The 20,528-nt window shown below is 64.9% G+C and carries 15 protein-coding genes; 6 read left to right on the forward strand and 9 right to left on the reverse strand.

Going from position 1 to position 20,528, the window contains the following annotated elements; genetic code table 11:
• The 7 genes from iolB to HDG37_RS12915 form a co-directional block, all read right to left on the reverse strand.
• Entirely contained in the window at positions 1 to 801 is an 801-nt protein-coding gene (gene iolB, locus HDG37_RS12885; protein ID WP_184047783.1) for a 5-deoxy-glucuronate isomerase, read from the reverse strand.
• Positions 798 to 1,706 (reverse strand): myo-inosose-2 dehydratase, encoded by a 909-nt coding sequence (gene iolE / locus HDG37_RS12890; RefSeq protein ID WP_184047788.1) that lies wholly within the window; start codon positions 1,704 to 1,706, stop codon positions 798 to 800. Before iolE ends, iolB begins: the two co-directional genes overlap by 4 nt.
• Before the next feature lie 10 nt (positions 1,707 to 1,716).
• Positions 1,717 to 3,705, reverse strand: a complete 1,989-nt coding sequence (gene iolD / locus HDG37_RS12895; protein WP_184047791.1) for a 3D-(3,5/4)-trihydroxycyclohexane-1,2-dione acylhydrolase (decyclizing) — start codon at positions 3,703 to 3,705, stop codon at positions 1,717 to 1,719.
• Complete coding sequence (gene iolC, locus HDG37_RS12900; RefSeq protein WP_184047794.1) at positions 3,702 to 5,726, reverse strand: bifunctional 5-dehydro-2-deoxygluconokinase/5-dehydro-2-deoxyphosphogluconate aldolase; 2,025 nt, start codon at positions 5,724 to 5,726, stop codon at positions 3,702 to 3,704. The genes iolD and iolC overlap by 4 nt, the downstream gene beginning before the upstream one ends.
• An 86-nt stretch (positions 5,727 to 5,812) precedes the next feature.
• Entirely contained in the window at positions 5,813 to 6,619 is an 807-nt protein-coding gene (locus tag HDG37_RS12905) for an ATP-binding cassette domain-containing protein (protein WP_090801043.1), read from the reverse strand.
• Between the two features lie 13 nt (positions 6,620 to 6,632).
• Positions 6,633 to 7,823: an ABC transporter permease gene (locus HDG37_RS12910; RefSeq protein WP_184047797.1), complete on the reverse strand. Its 1,191-nt coding sequence runs from the start codon at positions 7,821 to 7,823 to the stop codon at positions 6,633 to 6,635.
• Between the two features lie 176 nt (positions 7,824 to 7,999).
• Entirely contained in the window at positions 8,000 to 9,046 is a 1,047-nt protein-coding gene (locus HDG37_RS12915; protein ID WP_026225938.1) for a sugar ABC transporter substrate-binding protein, read from the reverse strand.
• Between the two features lie 276 nt (positions 9,047 to 9,322).
• On the opposite strand from HDG37_RS12915, the gene HDG37_RS12920 reads away from it, so the two are divergent.
• The 4 genes from HDG37_RS12920 to HDG37_RS12935 all read left to right on the forward strand — a co-directional run bounded on the left by HDG37_RS12920 (position 9,323) and on the right by HDG37_RS12935 (position 12,626).
• The gene (locus HDG37_RS12920; protein WP_090801038.1) at positions 9,323 to 10,207 is read left to right on the forward strand and encodes a MurR/RpiR family transcriptional regulator; all 885 of its coding nucleotides are present in this window, start codon (positions 9,323 to 9,325) and stop codon (positions 10,205 to 10,207) included.
• The gene (gene iolG, locus HDG37_RS12925) at positions 10,200 to 11,216 is read left to right on the forward strand and encodes an inositol 2-dehydrogenase (protein WP_184047800.1); all 1,017 of its coding nucleotides are present in this window, start codon (positions 10,200 to 10,202) and stop codon (positions 11,214 to 11,216) included. Before HDG37_RS12920 ends, iolG begins: the two co-directional genes overlap by 8 nt.
• Positions 11,216 to 12,262: a Gfo/Idh/MocA family oxidoreductase gene (locus HDG37_RS12930; RefSeq protein WP_184047803.1), complete on the forward strand. Its 1,047-nt coding sequence runs from the start codon at positions 11,216 to 11,218 to the stop codon at positions 12,260 to 12,262. The genes iolG and HDG37_RS12930 overlap by 1 nt, the downstream gene beginning before the upstream one ends.
• A 136-nt stretch (positions 12,263 to 12,398) precedes the next feature.
• Entirely contained in the window at positions 12,399 to 12,626 is a 228-nt protein-coding gene (locus HDG37_RS12935) for a sulfurtransferase TusA family protein (RefSeq protein WP_026225937.1), read from the forward strand.
• A 100-nt stretch (positions 12,627 to 12,726) separates the two neighbouring features.
• On the opposite strand, the gene galU is transcribed toward HDG37_RS12935, so the two are convergent.
• Both galU and HDG37_RS12945 read right to left on the reverse strand, forming a co-directional pair.
• Positions 12,727 to 13,608 carry a UTP--glucose-1-phosphate uridylyltransferase GalU gene (galU, locus tag HDG37_RS12940; protein WP_090801031.1) on the reverse strand — a complete coding sequence of 294 codons (882 nt, stop codon included), beginning with the start codon at positions 13,606 to 13,608 and terminating at the stop codon, positions 12,727 to 12,729.
• Positions 13,609 to 13,669: 61 nt separating this feature from the next.
• Positions 13,670 to 16,549 (reverse strand): valine--tRNA ligase, encoded by a 2,880-nt coding sequence (locus HDG37_RS12945; RefSeq protein WP_184047807.1) that lies wholly within the window; start codon positions 16,547 to 16,549, stop codon positions 13,670 to 13,672.
• 800 nt (positions 16,550 to 17,349) lie between these two features.
• Between HDG37_RS12945 and HDG37_RS12950 the strand changes: the two genes are divergently transcribed.
• Together HDG37_RS12950 and HDG37_RS12955 are read left to right on the forward strand one after the other, a co-directional pair.
• Positions 17,350 to 19,713 carry a UvrD-helicase domain-containing protein gene (locus tag HDG37_RS12950; RefSeq protein ID WP_184047809.1) on the forward strand — a complete coding sequence of 788 codons (2,364 nt, stop codon included), beginning with the start codon at positions 17,350 to 17,352 and terminating at the stop codon, positions 19,711 to 19,713.
• A complete protein-coding gene (locus HDG37_RS12955) occupies positions 19,710 to 20,504 on the forward strand; it encodes a 5'-methylthioadenosine/adenosylhomocysteine nucleosidase (RefSeq protein WP_184047812.1) in 795 nt (264 codons plus the stop codon). Before HDG37_RS12950 ends, HDG37_RS12955 begins: the two co-directional genes overlap by 4 nt.
• The last annotated feature ends 24 nt before the right edge of the window (positions 20,505 to 20,528 follow it).

Here is a 20,528-nt window from a genome sequence, read left to right on the forward strand (position 1 = left end):
TCAAGCATCCTTGTTGATGATCCATTCGTGCGCCGGATCGTTATGGAAATGCCAGACCCGCTGGCTGCCAGCCATCACGTTCAGATAATACGAGTCGTAGCCGTACGGCACGACGACCGGGTGATAGCCGCGCGGCACCATCACGACGTCGTGATCCTCGACGGCCATCGATTCGTCGATATCGCGTGAGTCGGTGTACACGCGTTGGAATGCGAAGCCTTGCGGCGGATCGAGCCGGTGGTAATAAGTTTCTTCGAGCGAGCTTTCGAGCGGGATATTGTCGGTGTCGTGCTTGTGCGGCGGGTAGCTCGACGCGTGACCGCCCGGCGTTCTCACTTCGACCACCAGCAGCGATTCCGCCGGCTCGGCGTGCGGAAGAATGTCGCACACGTAACGCGTATTCAGCGACTTACCGCGCGTCGAGCGCTTCATCGACTCCGGCTCGATCAGCCGCGCCGGATACTCGCCCTTGGCCGGCGCGCTCGCCACACCGATCTCCGCGTCGCGGCATGCGCGCACCGTCGCGCGCACGTTCGGCGGCACATACACCGCGTACGGCGCCGCGTCTTCGAACACGCTGTCGCGTGAACCGAGCGAGCTCCACGTCGTGCCCGGCGTTTCGATATCGACCGCGCCGCTCAGCACGACGATGCACGCTTCACGCGCCGGCTCGAACACGTAGACGAGTTCGTTCGCGCCGAGCCGGTACGCGGCGAATCCCACATAGCGCCAGCAGGCCGACTGCGGCGTCACGCGCGCGATCGTCTGGCCTTCGCGCTCTGCCTTCACCAATAAGCTCATGCTGCCTCCTTGCCGAGCGGCGCATCGACGAGCGCCCGCAAAGTTCCATATCCCTTCTGCGCATAGTCGAACGGCGGCGCGACCACCGGGTCCTGCTCCGCCTCGACGACGAGCCAGCCGCAATAACCGTGCCGCTTCAACCGGTCGATCAGCGCCGGAAAATCGACCGCGCCGTCGCCGGGCACCGTGAACGCACCGGCGATCACCGCATCGAGAAAACTCCAGTTGCGATTGCGTGCGAGCTTCATCACGGCGGGGCGCACGTCCTTGCAGTGCACGTGGCAAACGCGCGCGATGTGTTGGTCGAGCACGGCCAACGGATCGCCGCCCGCCAACGTGATGTGCCCGGCGTCGAACAGCAGGCCGACCGCGTCGCCTGTGCGCGCCATCAACTGATCGACGTCGGCAGGCGTTTCGACGTACGCGCCCATATGATGATGATAGGCGAGCCGCACGCCGCGACTCAGCGTATAACGCGCGAATTCATCGACGCGGGCCGCGTAGCCGGCCCATTGCGTGTCGCTGAAAAAGCGCGGCCGTTGATACAGCGGGCGCGGCGCGCCCTGGATCGAATCGGCGACTTCACCATACACCATCACGGTCGCGCCGTTCTGCGCGAGCAACTCCAGATGCGGGCCGACCGCGTCGATTTCTTCGGCGACGCTGCGCCTGGCCAGTTGTCCCGAGTACCAGCCGGACACGAGCGCGAGGTCGTATTGCGCGAGCAGCGTTTTCAGCGCTTGCGGCTCGCGAGGAAACTTGTTGCCGAGTTCGAAGCCCTGATAGCCGATCTGGCGACCCTCGGTCAGCGCGACTTCGAGCGGCGTCTCGCCGCCGAGCGACGGCAGGTCGTCGTTCATCCACGACAGCGGGTTGATGCCGATGCGTACGTCGAAAGCAGTCATGCCGGAGTCCTCATGGTTCCCAGTCGTGATCGGCGCCCTGTGACGGCGCAGGCGTCGCGGGCGGCGCCGCGCGCGCGGCGAGTTGCGCGTCGTACTTCGCGCGGGCCTCGCGCACCTCGGTGCGCGTCGACACTTCGGGCACCGCGACTTCCCACCACCAGCCACCGTCTTCGGTGGTGCGAGCCGGGTCGGTGTCGATGCTGATCACGTACGTGCCTCGCGCCGCGCGCGCGCGTTGCAGTGCCGCTTCGAGCTCGGCGAGATTGCGCGCATGCTCGGCTTGCGCGCCGAGCGCGCGCGCATGCGCGGCGAAGTCGATGCGCGGCGCGCCTTCCGGTGCGTGCACGCAATCGTCGAGCAGATTGTTGAACGGTGCGCCACCGCAAGCCTGTTGCAGTCGATTGATGCAGCCGAAGCCGCGATTGTCGAGCACGACGACGATCAGCTTCGCGCCGAGCATCACCGAGCTCGCGATCTCGCTGTTCATCATCAGATAGCTGCCGTCGCCGAGAATCACGATCACCTCGCGCTTGGGCCGCGCGAGCTTGACGCCGAGGCCGCCCGCGATCTCGTAGCCCATGCACGAATAGCCGTATTCGACGTGATACGCGCCGGGCCGGCCCGCGCGCCATAGCTTGTGCAGCTCGGCGGGCAGCGTGCCGGCCGCGCAGACGACGATGTCGTCGGTCGGCGAGTGCGCGCTCGAACGCTGCACCGCGCCGATCACGTCGCCCTCGTAGGGCAGTACCGCGTCGCGTTGCGGCGCATGGGTGAGCGTGTGCACGGTATCGCGCCAGCTCGCCGCGAGCTTGTGTGCGCGCGCGGTCCAGCTGCGCTCGGCGTGCCAGCCATGCAGCGGCCCCGTTAGCGCATCGAGCGCGAGTTTCACATCGGCTTCGACGACGAAGCCGCGATGCTTGAGCGCGTCGAATCCGTTCGCGTTGATCGCGATCACGTCGGCTTGCGTGAACAGCGTGTTCGAGCCGGTCGTGAAGTCCTGCAGCCGCGTGCCGAGCGCGAGCACGCAATCGGCGTCATGCGCAAGCGCGTTGGCAGCCGCTGAGCCGGTCACCCCGAGCGCGCCGGCATTCAGCGGATCGTTCCACGCGAGCGAGCTTTTGCCGGCCTGCGTTTCCGCGACCGGCACGCCATGCGCGCTTGCGAAGCGGTGCAGCGCATCGGCCGCGCGGCTGTACAGCACGCCGCCGCCCGCGACGATCAGCGGACGCTTCGCGTGCCGCAAGCGCGCGCACGCGGCGTCGATCTCGTCGCTACGCGGCGCGGGTGCATGAAAGCGCACGACACGCGGCGTGAAAAAGTCCTCCGGGAAGTCCCACGCCTGCGCCTGCACGTCCTGCGGCAGCGCCAGCGTGACGGGGCCGCACAACGCGGCATCGGTGAGCACGCGGATCGCGCGCGGCAGCGCGCTCAGCAATTGCGCAGGATGCACGATGCGGTCGAAGTAGCGCGACAGCGGCTTGAACGCGTCATTCGCGGATACGCCGCCATCGTTGAAATCCTCGACCTGCTGCAAGACCGGATCGGGCGCGCGCGACACGAAGATGTCGCCGGGCAACAGCAGCACCGGCAAACGGTTCACGTGCGCGAGCGCGGCCGCGGTCAGCAGATTGGTGGCACCTGGGCCGATCGACGTCGTCACGGCCATCATGCGGCGGCGAAAGTGCGCCTTCGCGTAGGCGATCGCACTGTGCGCCATCGCCTGCTCGTTGTGCGCGCGCAAGGTCGGCAGCGCGTCGCGATGCTGATACAGCGCCTCGCCGATGCCCGCGACGTTGCCGTGACCGAAAATCGCGAACACGCCGCCGAACAGCGGTTCGACGTTGGTGCCGTCTTCGCTGGCGACGCGTTGCGCGGCCAGATAGCGCACGAGCGCCTGCGCCATCGTCAGGCGAATCGTGCCGCCGGTGCGCGCAGGCGCGTGCGCTTGCGTCGCGCCGCTGGCGGATGGGGTGTCGTCATCCATGATGCGCTCGTTCATACGGCCTGCTCCTGATGAGCGTGATGAGGTGTGCCATGCGCCGCCGGTTCGCCGCGCGCACCGCGCCACGCGGCGATCAGCGTTTCGAACGTGAGGCGCACGCGCGCGATCAGTTCGTCGTCGCCAATTTCACCGGCGAGCCACGCATGGCTCGGTTCGTGAAAGATCGTGCGGCCGACCGTGAAGCCGCGGCACGTCGCCGCTTGCGCGGCCGCGCGAAAGCCGTCGCTCAATTGCTCGACCGCCGCCGATAAACCGAGCAGCACGACGCCACGGCAATACGGATCGCGCTCGGCGATCAGCGCGTCGATGGCCTGCCATTGCGCGGAGTCCATCGGTTCGAGCTTCCACCACTCGGGGTAGATGCCGAGGTTGTACAGCCGCTTCAACGCGCGATACACGATGTCCGGTCCCTGCGGCAGCGACGCATGCTTCGGAGGAATCACTTCGAGCAGCAGTTCGTGGCCGCTTGCCTGGGTCGCGTCATACAGCGCGCGCAGTTGCGCCTCCTGTTCGAGCCGCTGCTCGATCGGCTCGTCGGGATGAAACTGCACGAGGCATTTCACGACGTGTTCCTGCGGCCACGCGATCAACGTGGTGCCGATCGAACGACCATGATCGAACGCGAGCGGCACGGAGCCGGGCAGTTCGACCGGGCGGCCGATCCACCAGCCGCGACCGGTCGCGGCATTCAGTGCGTCCTGACCATAGCGGTCGTCGATCAGTACGCCGATGCGTCCCTGCAAGTTCAATGCACGTTCGGTTTGCGCGACCGCTTCGACGAACAGGCCCTTCAACCGGGCAATGCGCGCTTCATCGGCACCGGTCTGCTGCGCGAGTTCGAAGAACGGGTTGCGATGATCGAAAGCGAAGCCGAGCACCTCGTGCCACGCTTTGCGCGCCGGCGACACGCGATGCAGTCTTGCGAGCTTCGCGTCGCGATCGGGGCGGCGCATGCGTTGCGGATCGGCCTGCGCTTCGCTGAGGAAGTAGTCGAGCTCGGCCGGGGTCGGCATCGCCGGGGCGCAGCCGTGCCGAGACACGACCAGCGCGCCGCTCGCATTCGCGGCGTGCGCGCAGGCGTCGAGCGACTGATCGCGCAGCCAGCCGGACAGGAAGCCGGAAGCGAACGCGTCGCCCGCGCCGAGCACGTTCAGCACTTCGACTTCGACGCCGCCATGAACCGGCGCATCGTCGAGCGACGCAGGCACCTCGCCGTCGATGATCTGACAGCCGAGCGGCCCGCGTTTCAGCACGAGCGTGGCCGGCGTCACCGCGCGCACCATCGCGAGCGCGTCGGCGAGGTCGGCCTTGCCGCCGGCGATGCGAAACTCTTCCTCGGTGCCGATCACCAGATCGAACAGCGGCAGAATCCGCTGCAAATGCGCGCTGACGCCTTCGCTCGCCACGAAACGCGTCTCGCCGTCGGCCTTGCCCGTGAGTCCCCACAGCACCGGGCGGTAGTCGATGTCGAGCACAGTGCGCACGTCGTTGCGGCGCGCGTAGTCGAGCGCGCGACGGCTCGTGCGATTGACCTGCTCGGTCGAGAAATGCGTGCCGGTGATCAGCAGCGCTTTCGACGACGCGATGAACGCCTCGTCGAAGTCGGCCTCGTCGACCGCCATGTCCGCGCAGTTCTCGCGGTAGAAGATCAGCGGAAAGGTGTCACGGTCCTTCAGGCCGAGCAGCACGAGCGCGGTCAGCCGATCGTGATCGATGCGCACGCGACTCACGTCGCAGCCTTCCTTCGTGAGCGTCTCCGTCAGGAAGCGCCCCATGTGATCGTTGCCGACGCGTGCCAGCATGGCCGCGGCAAGCCCGAGCCGCGCGCAGCCGAACGCGATGTTCGCCGACGAGCCGCCGAGATACTTCGCGAAGCTCGACACGTCTTCGAGCCGTGCGCCGACCTGCTGCGCGTACAGATCGACGGCCAGCCGGCCGAGGCACACGATGTCGCGGGCGCGCCCCGGCGCGAACCGGCTGTCCGCTGCGTTACCGCTGGAGGTGCTGGAGTGAGCCATGAATAGTCCTGAGTAACAGTGCGCGGTGGGTGCGCGTCGGCCAGCCGGGCGAAACGCGCCGAGGCTGGCCGTGCCGCGCGAATCGGTCAGATCGTCGCGCCTTCGAGTTCGCCGATCATCTTCTGCATCTCGGCGCCGCCGGCCATCATGTCGAGCACTTCGTTCTTGCTGATCGTCTGTTTGGTGAACGTGCCGAGCGAGCGGCCGCGATTGAGCAGGGTGAACGAATCGCCGATCGGATACGCGTGGTGCACGTTGTGCGTGATGAAGATCACCGAGATGCCTTTGGCGCGCGCCTTGTGGATCAGCTTCAGCACGTTGAAGCTCTGCTTGACGCCGAGCGCGGCGGTCGGTTCGTCGAGAATCAGCACGCGCGCGCCGAAGTGGATCGCACGCGCAATCGCCAGACATTGACGCTCGCCGCCCGACATCGTGCCGATCGGCTGATGCGGGTCGCGCACGTTGATGCCCATTTCGGCGAGCTTGTCGCGCGCGGTGGTTGCGCAGGTTTCGAGGTCCATCACGTTCAGAAGGCCGAACAGCTTTTTCTGCGGCTCGCGGCCCATGAAAAAATTGCGCGCGACCGATAGCAGCGGCACCAGCGCGAGATCCTGGTAGACGGTTGCGATACCGAGATCGAGCGCGTCTTTCGGCGACGTGAAGTGCACCGGTTTGCCGTCCACCCGGTAGGTGCCTTTGCTCGGCTGATACACGCCCGCGAGCGTCTTGATCAGCGTCGACTTGCCGGCGCCGTTGTCGCCGAGCAGGCAATGCACTTCGCCGCGTATGAGGCGCAGCGTGATGTCGTTCAGCGCGATGATGTTGCCGAAATAACGGCTGACGTTTTCCAGCGACAAAATGATGTCGTCGGTGTTCTGTTCGGGGGTGCTCATCGTGAACCTCCGTCTAGCGCGATGCCGCGACGCGGCCGCGCACGTAGTGGTTGAACAGCACGGCGAACAGCAGCATCACGCCGAGGAACACGCGGAACCAGTCGGAATCGACGTTGGTATACGTGATGCCGATCTGCACGACGCCGAAGATCAGCGCACCGAAGCATGCGCCAATCACCGAGCCGTAGCCGCCTGTCAGCAGCGTGCCGCCGATCACCGCGGCGATGATCGCCTCGAACTCCGCCTGCAAACCGCGGTCGGCCGCGGCCGAACCGATGTCGCACACCTGAAGTACTGCATACAGGGCCGAGCAGAACGCGGTCAGCACGAACAGCGAAATCTTCACGCGACGCACCGGCACGCCGACGTTCTTGGCCGCGTTGGCATCGCCGCCGACCGCGAAAATCCAGTTGCCGAAGCGCGTCCTGGCGAGCGTGAACGCGCAGACCACGGCGAGCACGAGCCACCACAGCAGCACCTTCGGAATGCCCGGCACGAGCGGCGTGCCGTTGTCGAGCAGCTTCACGAGGCCGAGGTGGCCGAGCCACACGAACAGACCTTTGAACGCGACGCCCTGGAAGAACGTGTGCGCGAACCAGTCCTGACGCGCGACGTCGCCGACGCCGGAGATGATGGTGCGATCGGCGAACATCACCGATAGCGCGAGCGTGAGACCGCGCAGTATGAACAGGAACGCGAGCGTGACGATGAACGACGGCAGGCGCGTGCGCATCACCAGATAGCCGTTGAGCGCGCCGAGCAGCATCGAGCCGACGAACGCGAACACGATCGCGAGCCAGATCGGCCAGTGGAAGTACATGGTCGGCAGCGCGACCATCATGCCGGCAAAGCCGATCATCGAACCGATCGACAGATCGAACTCGCCGGCGATCATCAGCAGGCACGCGCCGACCGAGATCAGACCGAGATAGGCGGCGACCTGCGCCCAGTTCATCACGCCGTCGAGGTTGAACATCCCCGAGTTGCCGGCCGCCACGCCGAACACGATGAACACCATCACGGTGCCGGCGAGCGCCGCGAATTCCGGTCGGCCGAGCAGATGGCGAAACCAGGATTCCTCGCGCACGCGTTCGTCGACGGCAGCGGATTGCGAGGCGGTCGTCGCAGCAGACTTCGCCGGGTCCTGCGGATCAGGCGGCGGTTGCTTGCGGTGATGGGGATGAAACAGGTCGGCGACACCCATTGAAGCTCTCCTTGATACGCCCGCGACCGGCGGGTCGGCGCAATGCCGTGGGCGTTTGCGAATCCGCTGAGCGGGCGGGCGCCGGCAAGACGCCATGCGTCCCGCCGGTCACTGCCTTTTCAACCTTGCCGCCGGCGCGGCGGCTCAGGCGCACGATGCGATGCGTTGCCGTGCGTTCAGCGGTACTGGCCGGCGTACTTCAGCACCTTGTCGACGTTGGCCTTCGTGATGAAGCCCGGGCCCGAGCCGATATTGCGCGGCCCGTAGGACGGCGTGAGCCCATAAGTGGCAAGACGCTCCTTGAACTTCGGATTCGCCTGCAGGATCTCGCGGATTTTGGCCGGATCGGTGGTGTGGTCCTTCTTCACGATCGCGAGCACGGCAACCGGGATATAGCCCTGCAAGTACGGTTGCTGGTCGATCGCGAACTGGATCGTGCCGTCCTGGATGCCCTTCGCGATGTCGCTGTCGAAGTCGAACGTCGCGAACCAGATCTTGCCGGCGAGGCCCATCTGCTGCAGCGCCTTCAGCGTCGGATCGGCCGACAGCGGACCGAGCGTCAGCACCGCCTGGGTATCCGGATGATTGCGCAGGAACGCGCTGACCTTCGACTGCACGCCGGTCGGGTCCTGGCCCGTGTCGAGCGTCGAGGTTTTGAAGTTGGCGCCGATCGCTTCGGCGAAACCGCGGCAGCGTTCGAACGAAGCCGGGTTCGTCGCGTAGTGGTTCACGCACAGGAACGACTTGATGCCGGCGGCCTTGGCCTTTTCTCCGGCGGCTTTGCCGGCCGCGAACTCGGGCTGGCCGACGTGCATGATCGCGCCGAGCTTCGCGCTTTGCTCCTCGGTGCCCGAATTGATCGTGACGAGCGGAATGTGCTTCTCGGTGACCTTCGCGATCGAGCTCTTCAGCACGTCGAAGTCGGCGATCGACACGATCACGCCGTCGTAGTTGCGCGCGGCCGCCTGCTCGACGAGACGCGCCATGTCGGCGATGTCGCCGTTCGGCGGGTTGCGGTAGTCGGTCTGAACGTTGAAGTCCTCGTCGGCCTGCTTGATCGCGTTCTTGATCGTGTTCCACCACGAATCCGAATCCGGCGCGTGGCTGATCAGCACGAAGTGGGCGTCCGCCGCGCGGGCGGCCGAGGCCGCGCCGAATCCCGTCGCCAACGTCAACGCCGTCACCAGAATCCTGAGCGTTGCCTTGCCTCTGCAAAGTCTCATTGTCTCCACCTTTCTCGGTCTGTCGTTCGTTATTGAGGGAGCGACTGGCGGGCGGCTTTCCATTCCGATGACCCAAACAACGAGGCCGAAGCGCCATCGCTCACGACCAAGAGTAGGTCATCTTCCGAAGCCTTGCAAAGAAAATTTCATGAGAAATAAAAATGGAAAATACGTTCCATTTGACGGAGCGGCCGCCTATACTCGGCAACGTCGGATGCACGTTGCGGCGGGCCGCGGGCGCGTCTGCCGCATTGCAGGAAACCCCGAGAGGCAGTCATGGCGGAACAGATCACCGAAGAAACGGTGCCGAGCGTCGACGAATTGATGCAGCGCATCGCGGATACCTACGAGTCGCTGCCGCGGCAGTTGAAAAGCGTCGCGACGTACATCGAGCAGCATCGCGCGAGCGTGATGATGGATCGCACGAGCGATATCGCCGCGAGCTGCGGCGTGCATCCGTCGGCGGTCGTGCGCTTTGCGCAGCGCTTCGGCTTTTCCGGGTTTTCGGATCTGCAGGCGGTGTTTCGTCAGGCGTATACGGGGCAGGGCGTGTCGTCGTCGAGCTATCAGCAGCGCATCCGCAAGCTGATCGACGAGAAGCCCGGCACGTTGTCGGGCGGCGCGGTCGCGCGCGAGTTCATCGCCGCCTCGCGCGGCGGCCTCGAAGAACTCGAAGCGGGCCTCGACGACAAGCAGTTCGACGCCGCCGTGAAGATGCTGCAGCAGGCCGACAACATCTACGTGATCGGGGTGCGGCGCTCGTTTCCGGTCGCGAGCTACATCGTCTATGCGTTGCAGCACACGCACAAGCGCGTGCATCTGGTGTCTGGCTTCGGCGGCATGTATCGCGAGCAGATCCGCAGTGTGAGGAAGGGCGACGTGGTGATTGCGATCAGCTTCGCGCCATACGGCAAGGAGACGCAGTACTGTCTGCGCGTCGCGCATCATCATCAGGCGAAGACGCTCGTCATTACGGATAGCCAACTATCGCCGCTCGCACGCTACGCCAGCACGCAGTTGTACGTGAAAGAGGGCAGCGCGTTCGCGTTCCGCTCGCTGACCAGCACGATCTGCCTGTGCCAGGCGCTCTTCATCGCGCTCGCGTACAAGCTCGAACTGAACGTTGAAGAATCCAACGACACTGGAGGCTACGATGACTGACGCGGTAAACACGATCGACGTCGCCGTATTCGGCGCGGGGCGCATCGGCAAGATCCATGCGGCGAATCTCGCGCGGCAGCCCGGCGTGCGGCTCAAATACGTGGTCGACGTGAATCGCGAGGCGGCCGCCGCGCTCGCCGCGCAGCATGGCGCGCAGGTTGCGGATAGCGACGGCGCGATCGGCGATGCATCGATCGGCGCGACCGTGATCTGTTCGAGCACCGACACGCATGCGGACCTCATCGTCAAATCGGCCGCGCAGAACAAGCACGTGTTCTGCGAGAAGCCGGTCGATCTCACGTTGGAGCGCGCGCGGATGTGCGCCGAAGCGGTGGAGCGCGCCGGTGTCGTGTGCATGATCGGTTTTCAGCGGCGCTTCGATCCGACGTTTTCCGCGTTGAAAGCGCGTCTCGACGCGGGCGAGATCGGCACGCCGGAAATGCTCGTCGTCACGAGCCGCGATCCGGGCGCGCCGCCGGTCGAGTACATCCGGCACTCGGGCGGCATCTTCAAGGACATGCTGATTCACGACTTCGACATCTGTCGCTGGATTCTCGACGACGAAGCCGACACGCTGCACGCCACCGGCAGTTGCCTCACCGACCCCGCGATCGCCGACGCGGGCGACATCGATTCGACCGCGGTGACGATCCGCACGAAGCGCGGGCGGCTGTGCCAGATCAACACCGCGCGGCGCGCTGCCTACGGCTACGACCAGCGCTTCGAAGTGCTCGGCAGCACCGGCATGCTGCAAGCAGGCAACGTTCGGCCCACCGAAGTCACCGCGTACTCGAAGACGGAAGTGTCGACCGACGTGCCCGAGGCGTTCTTTCTCGAACGCTATCGCGCGGCATACGCGCTCGAAATCGCGCATTTCTTCGACGCGGTCACGCACGGCAAGCCGGTGCGCACGACCGTCGCGGATGGCCTGAAAGCGCTCGAACTCGCGGAAGCCGCGACGCGGTCGTGGCGCGAGGGCCGCGCGATCAAACTCGGCGAGGCAGCGTGATGAAGCCCGCCACGGAGCGCTTGCGGATCGGCGTGGTCGGCCTTGGGCGGCTTGGCAAGCGGCATGCGGAGAATCTCGCGTATCGCGTGGCGCGCGCGACGCTCACGGCCGCGTGCAGTCCGCTCGAAGATGAACTGGCATGGGCGCGTGATGCACTACCCGAACCGCGTCTCTACACCGATTACGCGGACCTGCTCGTTGATCCGCACGTCGACGCGGTATGGCTCGTCACGCCGTCGTCGCTGCACGCGCAGCAGATCGTCGACGCGTTGCGCGCCGGCAAGCATGTGTTCTGCGAAAAGCCGCTGTCGCTCGATGTCGCCGAATGCGAGCGCGTGCTGGCCGAAGCGGCGCGCTATCCGCACCTGCAGGCGACGATCGGCTTCATGCGCCGCTTCGATCCGAGCTATCGCGACGCGTTCGATAAAATCGCCGCCGGCCAGATCGGCCGGCCGTTCCTCGTGCGCTCGCAAACCACCGATAAAAACGACGACGACGGTTTCTTCGTGCGCTTCGCGGCGACCTCGGGCGGCATCTTTCTCGACTGCACGGTGCACGACATCGACGTCGCCCGCTGGCTGCTCGGCAAGCCGCGCGCGACGCGCGTATTCGCGGCGGGTACGGTCGCGCTGCACGAGGGTCTGCGCGAATTCGGCGACGTCGACAACGGTGTCGCGATCTGCGAATTCGAGGGCGGCAAGCTCGCGATGTTCTACGCGTCGCGCACCCAGGCGCACGGCAACGATACGCATAGCGAAGTGATCGGCACGGCGGGCGCGCTGACGATCGGCCGCAATCCGCGCGCGAACCGCGTCGAGATCTACGACGCGACCGGCATTCGCAACGAGTGCACGCCGAACTTTTTCGAGCGGTTCGAGGACGCGTTTCTGCACGAGGCACGCGCGTTCGTCGCATCGGTGCAAAAAGGGCCGGGGAAGGGCGACGCGGCACTGAGTGGCGCGACGCTCGCCGATGCGCTCGAAGCGACGCGTATCGGCGTGGCGCTGCGCGAGTCGCTGCAAAGCGGTGAGGCAGTGACGCTGTAACGGCGCGCGGCACGGCTCGCGCGTGGGTATCGGCGTCGTGGCGATGCCCGGCGCCGCCGCTCCGCCTGCTGTAGAATTTGACCCTCTGTCCGGCGTCGTCAGCGACGCCCCGTCCCGAAGGTCATCGTCGATGCAAATTCAGATTCACAAGGAAGTCGATGCGCGCGGGCTCATGTGCCCGCTGCCCATCCTGCGCGCCAAAAAGGCGCTCGCCGACATGGAAAGCGGCCAGATTCTCAAGGTGCTCGCCACCGATCCCGGCTCGCAGCGCGATTTCGCCGCGTTCGCGAAGCAGACCGGCAACGAGATCGTCGAAAGCTCGGCGCATGACAAGGTGTTTACGTTTCTGATGCGGCGTCGTTGAGCTGCATTGGGTAAAACTGTCGGTCCGATGTAAAAAAAGAAGGCGCTGTCCCCATTATTCGGGGTACAGCGCCTTCTTCGTTTCAGCCGGACTTTCGACGTCAGCCTTCGAGAACCGGCGAGCGGGTACGCAGATATTCTTCGAAATCGGCGGCTACTTCCGGGTGACGCAGGGCGAACTCGACGGTCGCCTTCAGGTAGCCCAGCTTGCTGCCGCAGTCGAAACGTGTGCCGTGATACTTGTACGCGAGCACCTGTTCGTCGGCGAGCAGCGACTGGATCGCGTCCGTCAGTTGCAATTCACCGCCCGCGCCCGGCTTGATGGAGCGCAGGTGATCGAAGATGCGCGGTTTCAGCACATAACGGCCCACCACGCCGAGGTTCGACGGCGCCACGCCCGGCTCCGGCTTTTCGACGATGCCCGACATCTTGATGATCGAATCTTCCCATTCCTTGCCGTCGACGATGCCGTACGATTTCGTATCTTGCGGCGGGATCTCTTCGACGCCGATCACCGAGCTGTGATAGTGATCGAACACCTCGATCATCTGCGTCATCACGGGCGGCGTGCCGTACAACAGGTCGTCCGCGAGAATCACGGCGAAAGGGTTGTCGCCGACCAGCTTCTCGGCGCACAGCACGGCGTGGCCGAGGCCCAGCGCCTCGGCCTGGCGCACGTAGAAGCAGTCGACGTGGCTCGGCTTGATGCTGCGCACGAGTTCGAGCAGCTTGTCCTTGCCGCGCGCCTCGAGTTCGGCCTCGATCTCATAGGACTTGTCGAAATGGTCTTCGATCGCGCGCTTGCTGCGGCCCGTGACGAAGATCATTTCGGTGATGCCGGCCGCCATGGCCTCTTCGACCGCGTACTGGATCAGCGGCTTGTCGACGATCGGCAGCATCTCCTTCGGGCTAGCCTTCGTGGCGGGGAGGAAGCGGGTGCCAAGACCGGCTACCGGAAAGACCGCCTTCGTAACTTTTAGCATGTGAATACCCTGAGTCCTCTGGTTAAATCCTTGCCCGCCGTTGAGGGGGCGGGCGGGTCGGTCAGGCCGGCAAGCGGGCCAGTTGGGCTTTCAGCTTGCCGACGGTGGCTTCGAAATCGGCCAGCCGCTTCTGCTCCTGTTCCACGACCGCCGCCGGCGCCTTCGCAACGAAGGCCTGATTCTGCAGCTTACCGTTGCACTTGACGATTTCGGCGCTCAACCGCGTGATCTCTTTGGACAGGCGTTCGCGTTCGACCGCTGCGTCGATTTCGACCTTCAATACGAGCTTGTCCGTTCCTACGATAGCAATCGGCGCGCCATCCGCCTGGGCGTCGAGCGCGGCCTCGTCGGCGATGATCTGCACCTCCGACAGACGCGCAAGTGCCTGAGCGTAAGGCGCGAAAGTACGAAGACGCTCCGCATTGCCGGTGGCGAGCAACGGCACCTTCACCGCCGGCGACAGGTTCATTTCACCGCGCAGATTACGGCATGCATCGATCACCGCTTTGAGGTCGGTCGCCCACCGCTCGGCGTCTTCATCGAGCTTCGACGGCTCCGCGACGGGGTACTGCTGCACCATGATGGACGCCTCGCCCTCGGCCTTGCCTTCCGGGTAGCGTCCCGCGAGCGGCGCCACTTTCTGCCACAGCGCTTCGGTGATGAACGGGATCACCGGATGCGCGAGGCGCAGCACCGTTTCGAGCACACGCAAAAGCGTCCGGCGCGTGGCACGCTGCTGGTTCGGCTGCCCGGTCTGGATCTGCACTTTGGCGAGTTCGACGTACCAGTCACAATATTCGTCCCATACGAACTTGTATATGGCGTTGGCCACATTGTCAAAACGATAGTCGGAAAAACCCTTGACGACTTCCGCTTCCACGCGCTGCAGTTGCGACACGATCCAGCGGTCGGCCTGCGAGAAATGCAGATTGCCTTCTGGCCCGCATTCGCCACATTGCGCCGGCTGGCCGAAACCGCAGTCGTGGCCTTCGCAGTTCATCAGCACGAAGCGCGTGGCGTTCCACAGCTTGTTGCAGAAGTTGCGATAGCCTTCGCAGCGCGCGAGGTCGAAATTGACGTTGCGGCCGAGCGTGGCCATCGACGCCATCGTGAAGCGCAGCGCGTCGGTGCCGAACGCCGCAATGCCGTCCGGAAACTCCTTGCGGGTCTTCTTCTCGATCGACGCGGCCAGCTTCGGATTCATCAGGCCGGTGGTGCGCTTCGCGACGAGCGCGTCGAGGTCGATGCCATCGACGATGTCGATCGGGTCGAGCGTGTTGCCCTTGCTCTTCGACATCTTCTGGCCTTCGGCGTCGCGCACCAGACCGTGCATATAGACCGTTTCGAACGGCACCTTGCCCGTGAAGTGCGTGGTCATCATGACCATGCGCGCGACCCAGAAGAAGATGATGTCGAAGCCGGTGACGAGCACCGACGACGGCATGAAGTGCTTGAGCTCTTCGGTTTCGTTCGGCCAGCCGAGCGACGAGAACGGCACCAGAGCCGACGAGAACCACGTGTCGAGCACGTCTTCGTCGCGCTTCAATGCGCCCGTGTAGCCGGCCGCGACGGCCTTTGCGCGCGCGTCCTCTTCGGTCCTGGCGACGAACACTTCGCCGTTCTCGCCGTACCACGCCGGAATCTGATGACCCCACCACAGCTGACGCGAGATGCACCAGTCCTGGATGTTTTCGAGCCACTGGTAGTACGTGGTGGTCCAGTTTTCCGGCACGAATTTGATCTGGCCGTTGCGCACGACGTCGAGCGCGGTTTCGGTGATCGACTTGCCCGGATTGAACGTACCTTCGGGCGCCGGCTTGCTCATCGCGACGAACCACTGGTCGGTCAGCATCGGCTCGATCACGACGCCGGTGCGGTCGCCGCGCGGCACCATCAGCTTGTGCGGCTTGACCGATTCGAGCGCACCGAGCGCCTCGAGATCGGCGACCACCAGCTTGCGGGCTTCGAAACGGTCGAGGCCGCGGTATTTTTCGGGCGCGTTGTCGTTGATCTTCGCGTCGAGCGTGAGTATTTCGATTTGCGGCAGCTTGTGGCGCAGGCCGACCTGATAATCGTTGAAATCATGCGCGGGCGTGACCTTGACGACGCCTGTGCCGAATTCGCGGTCGACGTAATCGTCGGCGATGATCGGCACTTCGCGGTTCGACAGCGGCAGCGTGATGGTCTTGCCGATCAGGTGGGCGTAGCGTTCGTCTTCCGGGTGCACCATCACGGCGGTGTCGCCGAGCATGGTTTCCGGACGGGTGGTGGCGACGGTCAGATGGCCCGAGCCGTCGGTCAACGGATAGCGGATGTGCCACAGGTGGCCGTTTTCTTCTTCGCTGACCACTTCGAGGTCGGATACGGCGGTGAGCAGTACCGGGTCCCAGTTCACGAGGCGCTTGCCGCGATAGATCAGGCCCTGTTCATACAGACGCACGAACACGTCGCGCACGGTGGCCGACGTCTTGTCGTCCATCGTGAAGTATTCGCGCGACCAGTCGATCGATGCACCGAGACGACGCACCTGATTCGTGATCGTGGAGCCGGATTGCTGCTTCCACTCCCACACGCGCTCGACGAACTTCTCGCGGCCGAGGTCGTGGCGCGACACGCCCTGCGCGTCGAGCTGGCGTTCGACGACGATCTGCGTGGCGATGCCCGCGTGGTCGGTGCCCGGCACCCACAGCGTGTTCTCGCCGAGCATGCGGTGATAGCGGGTCAGGCCGTCCATGATGGTCTGGTTGAACGCGTGGCCCATGTGCAGCGTGCCCGTGACGTTCGGCGGCGGCAGCTGGATCGAGAAATCCTTGCGGTTCGCGTCGAAGGAGGGCGCGGCGTAGGTGCGCTTTTCCCATTCAGGGCCCCAGTGGGCTTCGATGGTGTGGGGTTCGAAGCTTTTTGCAAGCGTCGAGGTCGGGTCGCTCGGGGTGTCGCTCATGTTTCTGTTAAAGGCAGGATTTTGGAGGCGGGGAAGGGGTGATTATAGCTGGACGAGGTTTTTTGCCGGCCGGCGGCCGGTGTGGGCAGGGGTTATGCTTTTTTCGTTGTTCTGGCTTGGTTGGCCTTTCCTTGCTTTGTTATCGGTCTATTAGCGTTGCCCCTGTGCGGGGCGGCACCTACTTTCTTTGCTGCTGCAAAGAAAGTAGGCAAAGAAGACAGCTCAAACCGCAAACTCTTAAGCGGGTCCCTCGGTCTGCATGAGGTAGTGGTGCATCTGGAATCCGTGCTCCCGCACATTCGGCGCCAGTGACAAGGCTGGCATTCTTCCGGCGGCGCTACGCGTGCCGAAACCCCGTTCAAAAACCACCGGTTATTTCGGCGCATCGCCGAGGCGCAGCCGACGGCCCCCGCTGCGCGGGCAAAACCATTGGTTTCCCAGGCAGACCCGTCCGCGACGCACGTAGTGCGGAGTGGGAGGGATGACGGCTTTGTCACGAACGGGGAATGTGCGAGAGCACGGATTCCAGATGCACCACTACCCGCTCCAAACCAAGGGACCCGCTTAAGAATTAGCGGTTTGAGCTGTCTTCTTTGCCTACTTTCTTTGCAGCAGCAAAGAAAGTAGGTGCCGCCCCGCACAGGGGCAACGCTAATAGACCGACAAGACAACAAGGAAAGGCCAACAAAGCCAGAACAACGAAAAAACCCCAACCCATCTCCAGAAGAACAAAAAAACCAAAAAAAGCGCCGCCCCCGCCGGGGCATATAATGTCCCCCGAACTGCGCCTAAGCAAAAAAATGCCCGACCTCCTCTCGAATCTAAACCCCGAACAACACGCCGCCGTAACGCTCCCGAATGAGCCCGCCCTGATCCTGGCGGGCGCCGGCAGCGGCAAAACCCGCGTCCTGATCACCCGCATCGCGTGGCTGATTCAGCAAGGCCTCGCGTCCCCCGCGACCGTCCTCGCGGTGACCTTCACGAACAAAGCCGCCCGCGAAATGATGGCGCGCCTCTCGGCGCTATTGCCGATCGACACGCGCGGCATGTGGATCGGCACGTTCCACGGCCTGTGCAACCGTATGCTGCGCGCGCATCACCGCGACGCCGGGCTGCCCGCCACGTTCCAGATTCTCGATACCGCGGACCAGCTGTCGGCGATCAAGCGCCTGATGAAGGGCCTCAACATCGACGACGAAAAGTACCCCGCGAAAAATCTCCAGTACTTCATCAACAACGCGAAAGAGCAGGGCCTGCGCCCCAAAGACGTCGACGCCACCGACAACTTCAACCGCAAGTTCGTCGAACTCTACGAAGCCTACGATCAGCAATGCCAGCGCGAAGGCGTCGTCGACTTCCCCGAACTGCTGCTGCGCTGCTACGAACTGCTCGCGCACAATCCGCCGCTGCGCGCGCATTACCAGGCGCGCTTCAGGCACATCCTCGTCGACGAGTTTCAGGACACCAACAAGCTGCAATACGCGTGGCTGAAGCTGCTCGCGGGCCAGCACAACGCAATCTTCGCGGTCGGCGACGACGACCAGTCGATCTACGCGTTCCGCGGCGCGAACGTCGGCAACATGCGCGACTTCGAGCACGAGTTCAACGTGCGCAATCTGATCAAGCTCGAGCAGAACTATCGTTCGCACGGCCATATTCTCGATGCCGCCAACCAGCTGATCGCGAACAACTCGCGACGCCTCGGCAAGAATCTGCGTACCGACGCGGGTCACGGCGAACCGGTGCGCGTCTACGAATCGGCGACCGATTCGCAGGAGGCCGGCTGGATCGTCGAAGAGATTCGCGCGCTGATCAACACCGGCCTGTCGCGCAGCGAAATCGCGGTGCTCTACCGCAGCAACGCGCAGTCGCGCACGATCGAGCACACGCTCGTCAACGCGGGCATCGCGTATCGCGTGTATGGCGGCCTGCGCTTTTTCGAACGTCAGGAAGTCAAGCACGCGCTCGCATACCTGCGCCTGATCGACAACCCGAACGACGACACCGCGTTCGGCCGCGTCGTCAATTTCCCGACTCGCGGCATCGGCGCGCGTTCGATCGAACAGCTCGCCGACGCGGCGCGTCTGTACAACTGCTCGATGGCCGCGGCGATTCCGTACGTCGCCGGCAAGGCCGGCTCGAGCCTCGCCGCGTTCGCGAACCTCGTCGGCAAGATGCGCGCCGACACGCAGCAGATGAGCCTGCCGGAGACCGTCGAGTACGTGGTCCGCGCGAGCGGTCTCGCCGACTTCTATCAGAACGAGCGCGAAGGCCAGGAGCGGCTCGAGAACCTGCAGGAACTCGTCAACGCGGCCGCCGCGTTCGTCAGCGAAGAAGGCTACGGGCTCGATACGCCCGCGCGCTCGATTCCGCTGCGCCCAGGAGCCAGCGCCGCGCCCGAACTCGCGGTCGCGACCGACGATCCGACCACGGTGGTCCTCGACGCACCGGGCATCGCCGATCCGGCGCAAAACCCCGACACGATGACGCCGCTCGCGGGCTTTCTGTCGCACGCATCGCTCGAAGCGGGCGACAACCAGGCGCAGGCCGGCCAGGAAGCGGTGCAGCTGATGACGGTGCACGCGGCAAAGGGGCTCGAATTCACCGCGGTGTTCATCACCGGCCTCGAAGAGGGGCTGTTCCCGCACGAGAACAGCGCGATGGAGGCCGACGGCCTCGAAGAGGAGCGGCGTCTGATGTACGTCGCGATCACGCGCGCGAAGGAGCGGCTGTACCTGTCTTTCGCGCAGAGCCGGATGCTGCACGGCCAGACCCGCTACAACATCCGCTCGCGTTTCTTCGACGAATTGCCGCACGAAACGCTGAAGTGGCTGACGCCGAAGGTCGAGGCGGGCTCGCGCTGGGGCGGCCGCTCGGACAACGCCGGCTACGGGCGCGACTGGTTCGCGCGGCCGGGGTACGGTGGCGGTTCGGCGTCGGCGGCGGCGGTGACCTCCGCGCCGGCGCCCGCGTTCGCGAACGAGCAGCGCGCGGCCGACACGGGCTTCCGCGTCGGCCAGCAGGTGTTTCATACCAAGTTCGGCGAAGGCACGATCACCGCACTCGAAGGCAACGGCACCGACGCGAAAGCGCAGGTCCGCTTCAAGCGGCACGGCGAAAAGTGGCTGGCGCTGGCGGTGGCTAAATTGCAGGCGGTCGAATGAGCACGCCCTTGAATCTCAGCCGCGATGCGCGGCGGCCGCTGGGCGTTCTGGCCGCGTTACCGCAGGAACTCGGCGACCTGATCGAAGCGATGCGCGCCGAGTCCGGCGTGCGCACGGTCACGCACGGCCAGCGTGACTACCACGTCGGCACCGTGCACGGCACGCCGTGCGTCGTCACGCTCGCGCGCGTCGGCAAGGTCGCGGCGGCCGCGACGGTCAGTGCGCTGATCCACGCGTTCGATGTCGAGGCGATCGTGTTCACCGGTGTCGCGGGCGGTGTCGGCGGCGACGTGCATGTCGGCGACATCGTCGTTGCGAGCGCGCTGATGCAGCACGATGTCGACGCGTCGCCGCTTTTTCCGCGCTTCGAGGTGCCGCTGCTCGGCATGTCGCGCTTCACCACCGACGCGGCGCTCGTCGACCGTCTGATGGCCGCATGCGAGCAGTTCGTCGCCGAGGAAGGCGCGGCCTGCGCGGCGCGCTTCGGCACGCGCGCGCCGCGCGTGCATCGCGGCTTGATCGTCAGCGGCGATCAGTTTGTCGCGAGCGCGGCGGCCGTCGCGGCGTTGCGCGACGCGCTGCCCGACGCGCTCGCGGTCGAGATGGAAGGCGCGGCGATCGCGCAGGTCTGCTACGAGTACGGCGTGCCGTGCGCGGTCGTGCGCACGATCTCCGATACCGCCGACGACCACGCGCCCGGATCGTTCATGTCGTTCCTGACCGGGATCGCGGGCACGTATTCGAACTCGATTCTCGCGCGCTTTCTCGGCACGCGGGACACCGCGGGCTGAGCGCCCGCTTGTTCGTCCGCTTGT

This window comes from Paraburkholderia sp. MM5384-R2, from assembly GCF_014201025.1.
Classification (GTDB): domain Bacteria; phylum Pseudomonadota; class Gammaproteobacteria; order Burkholderiales; family Burkholderiaceae; genus Paraburkholderia; species Paraburkholderia tuberum.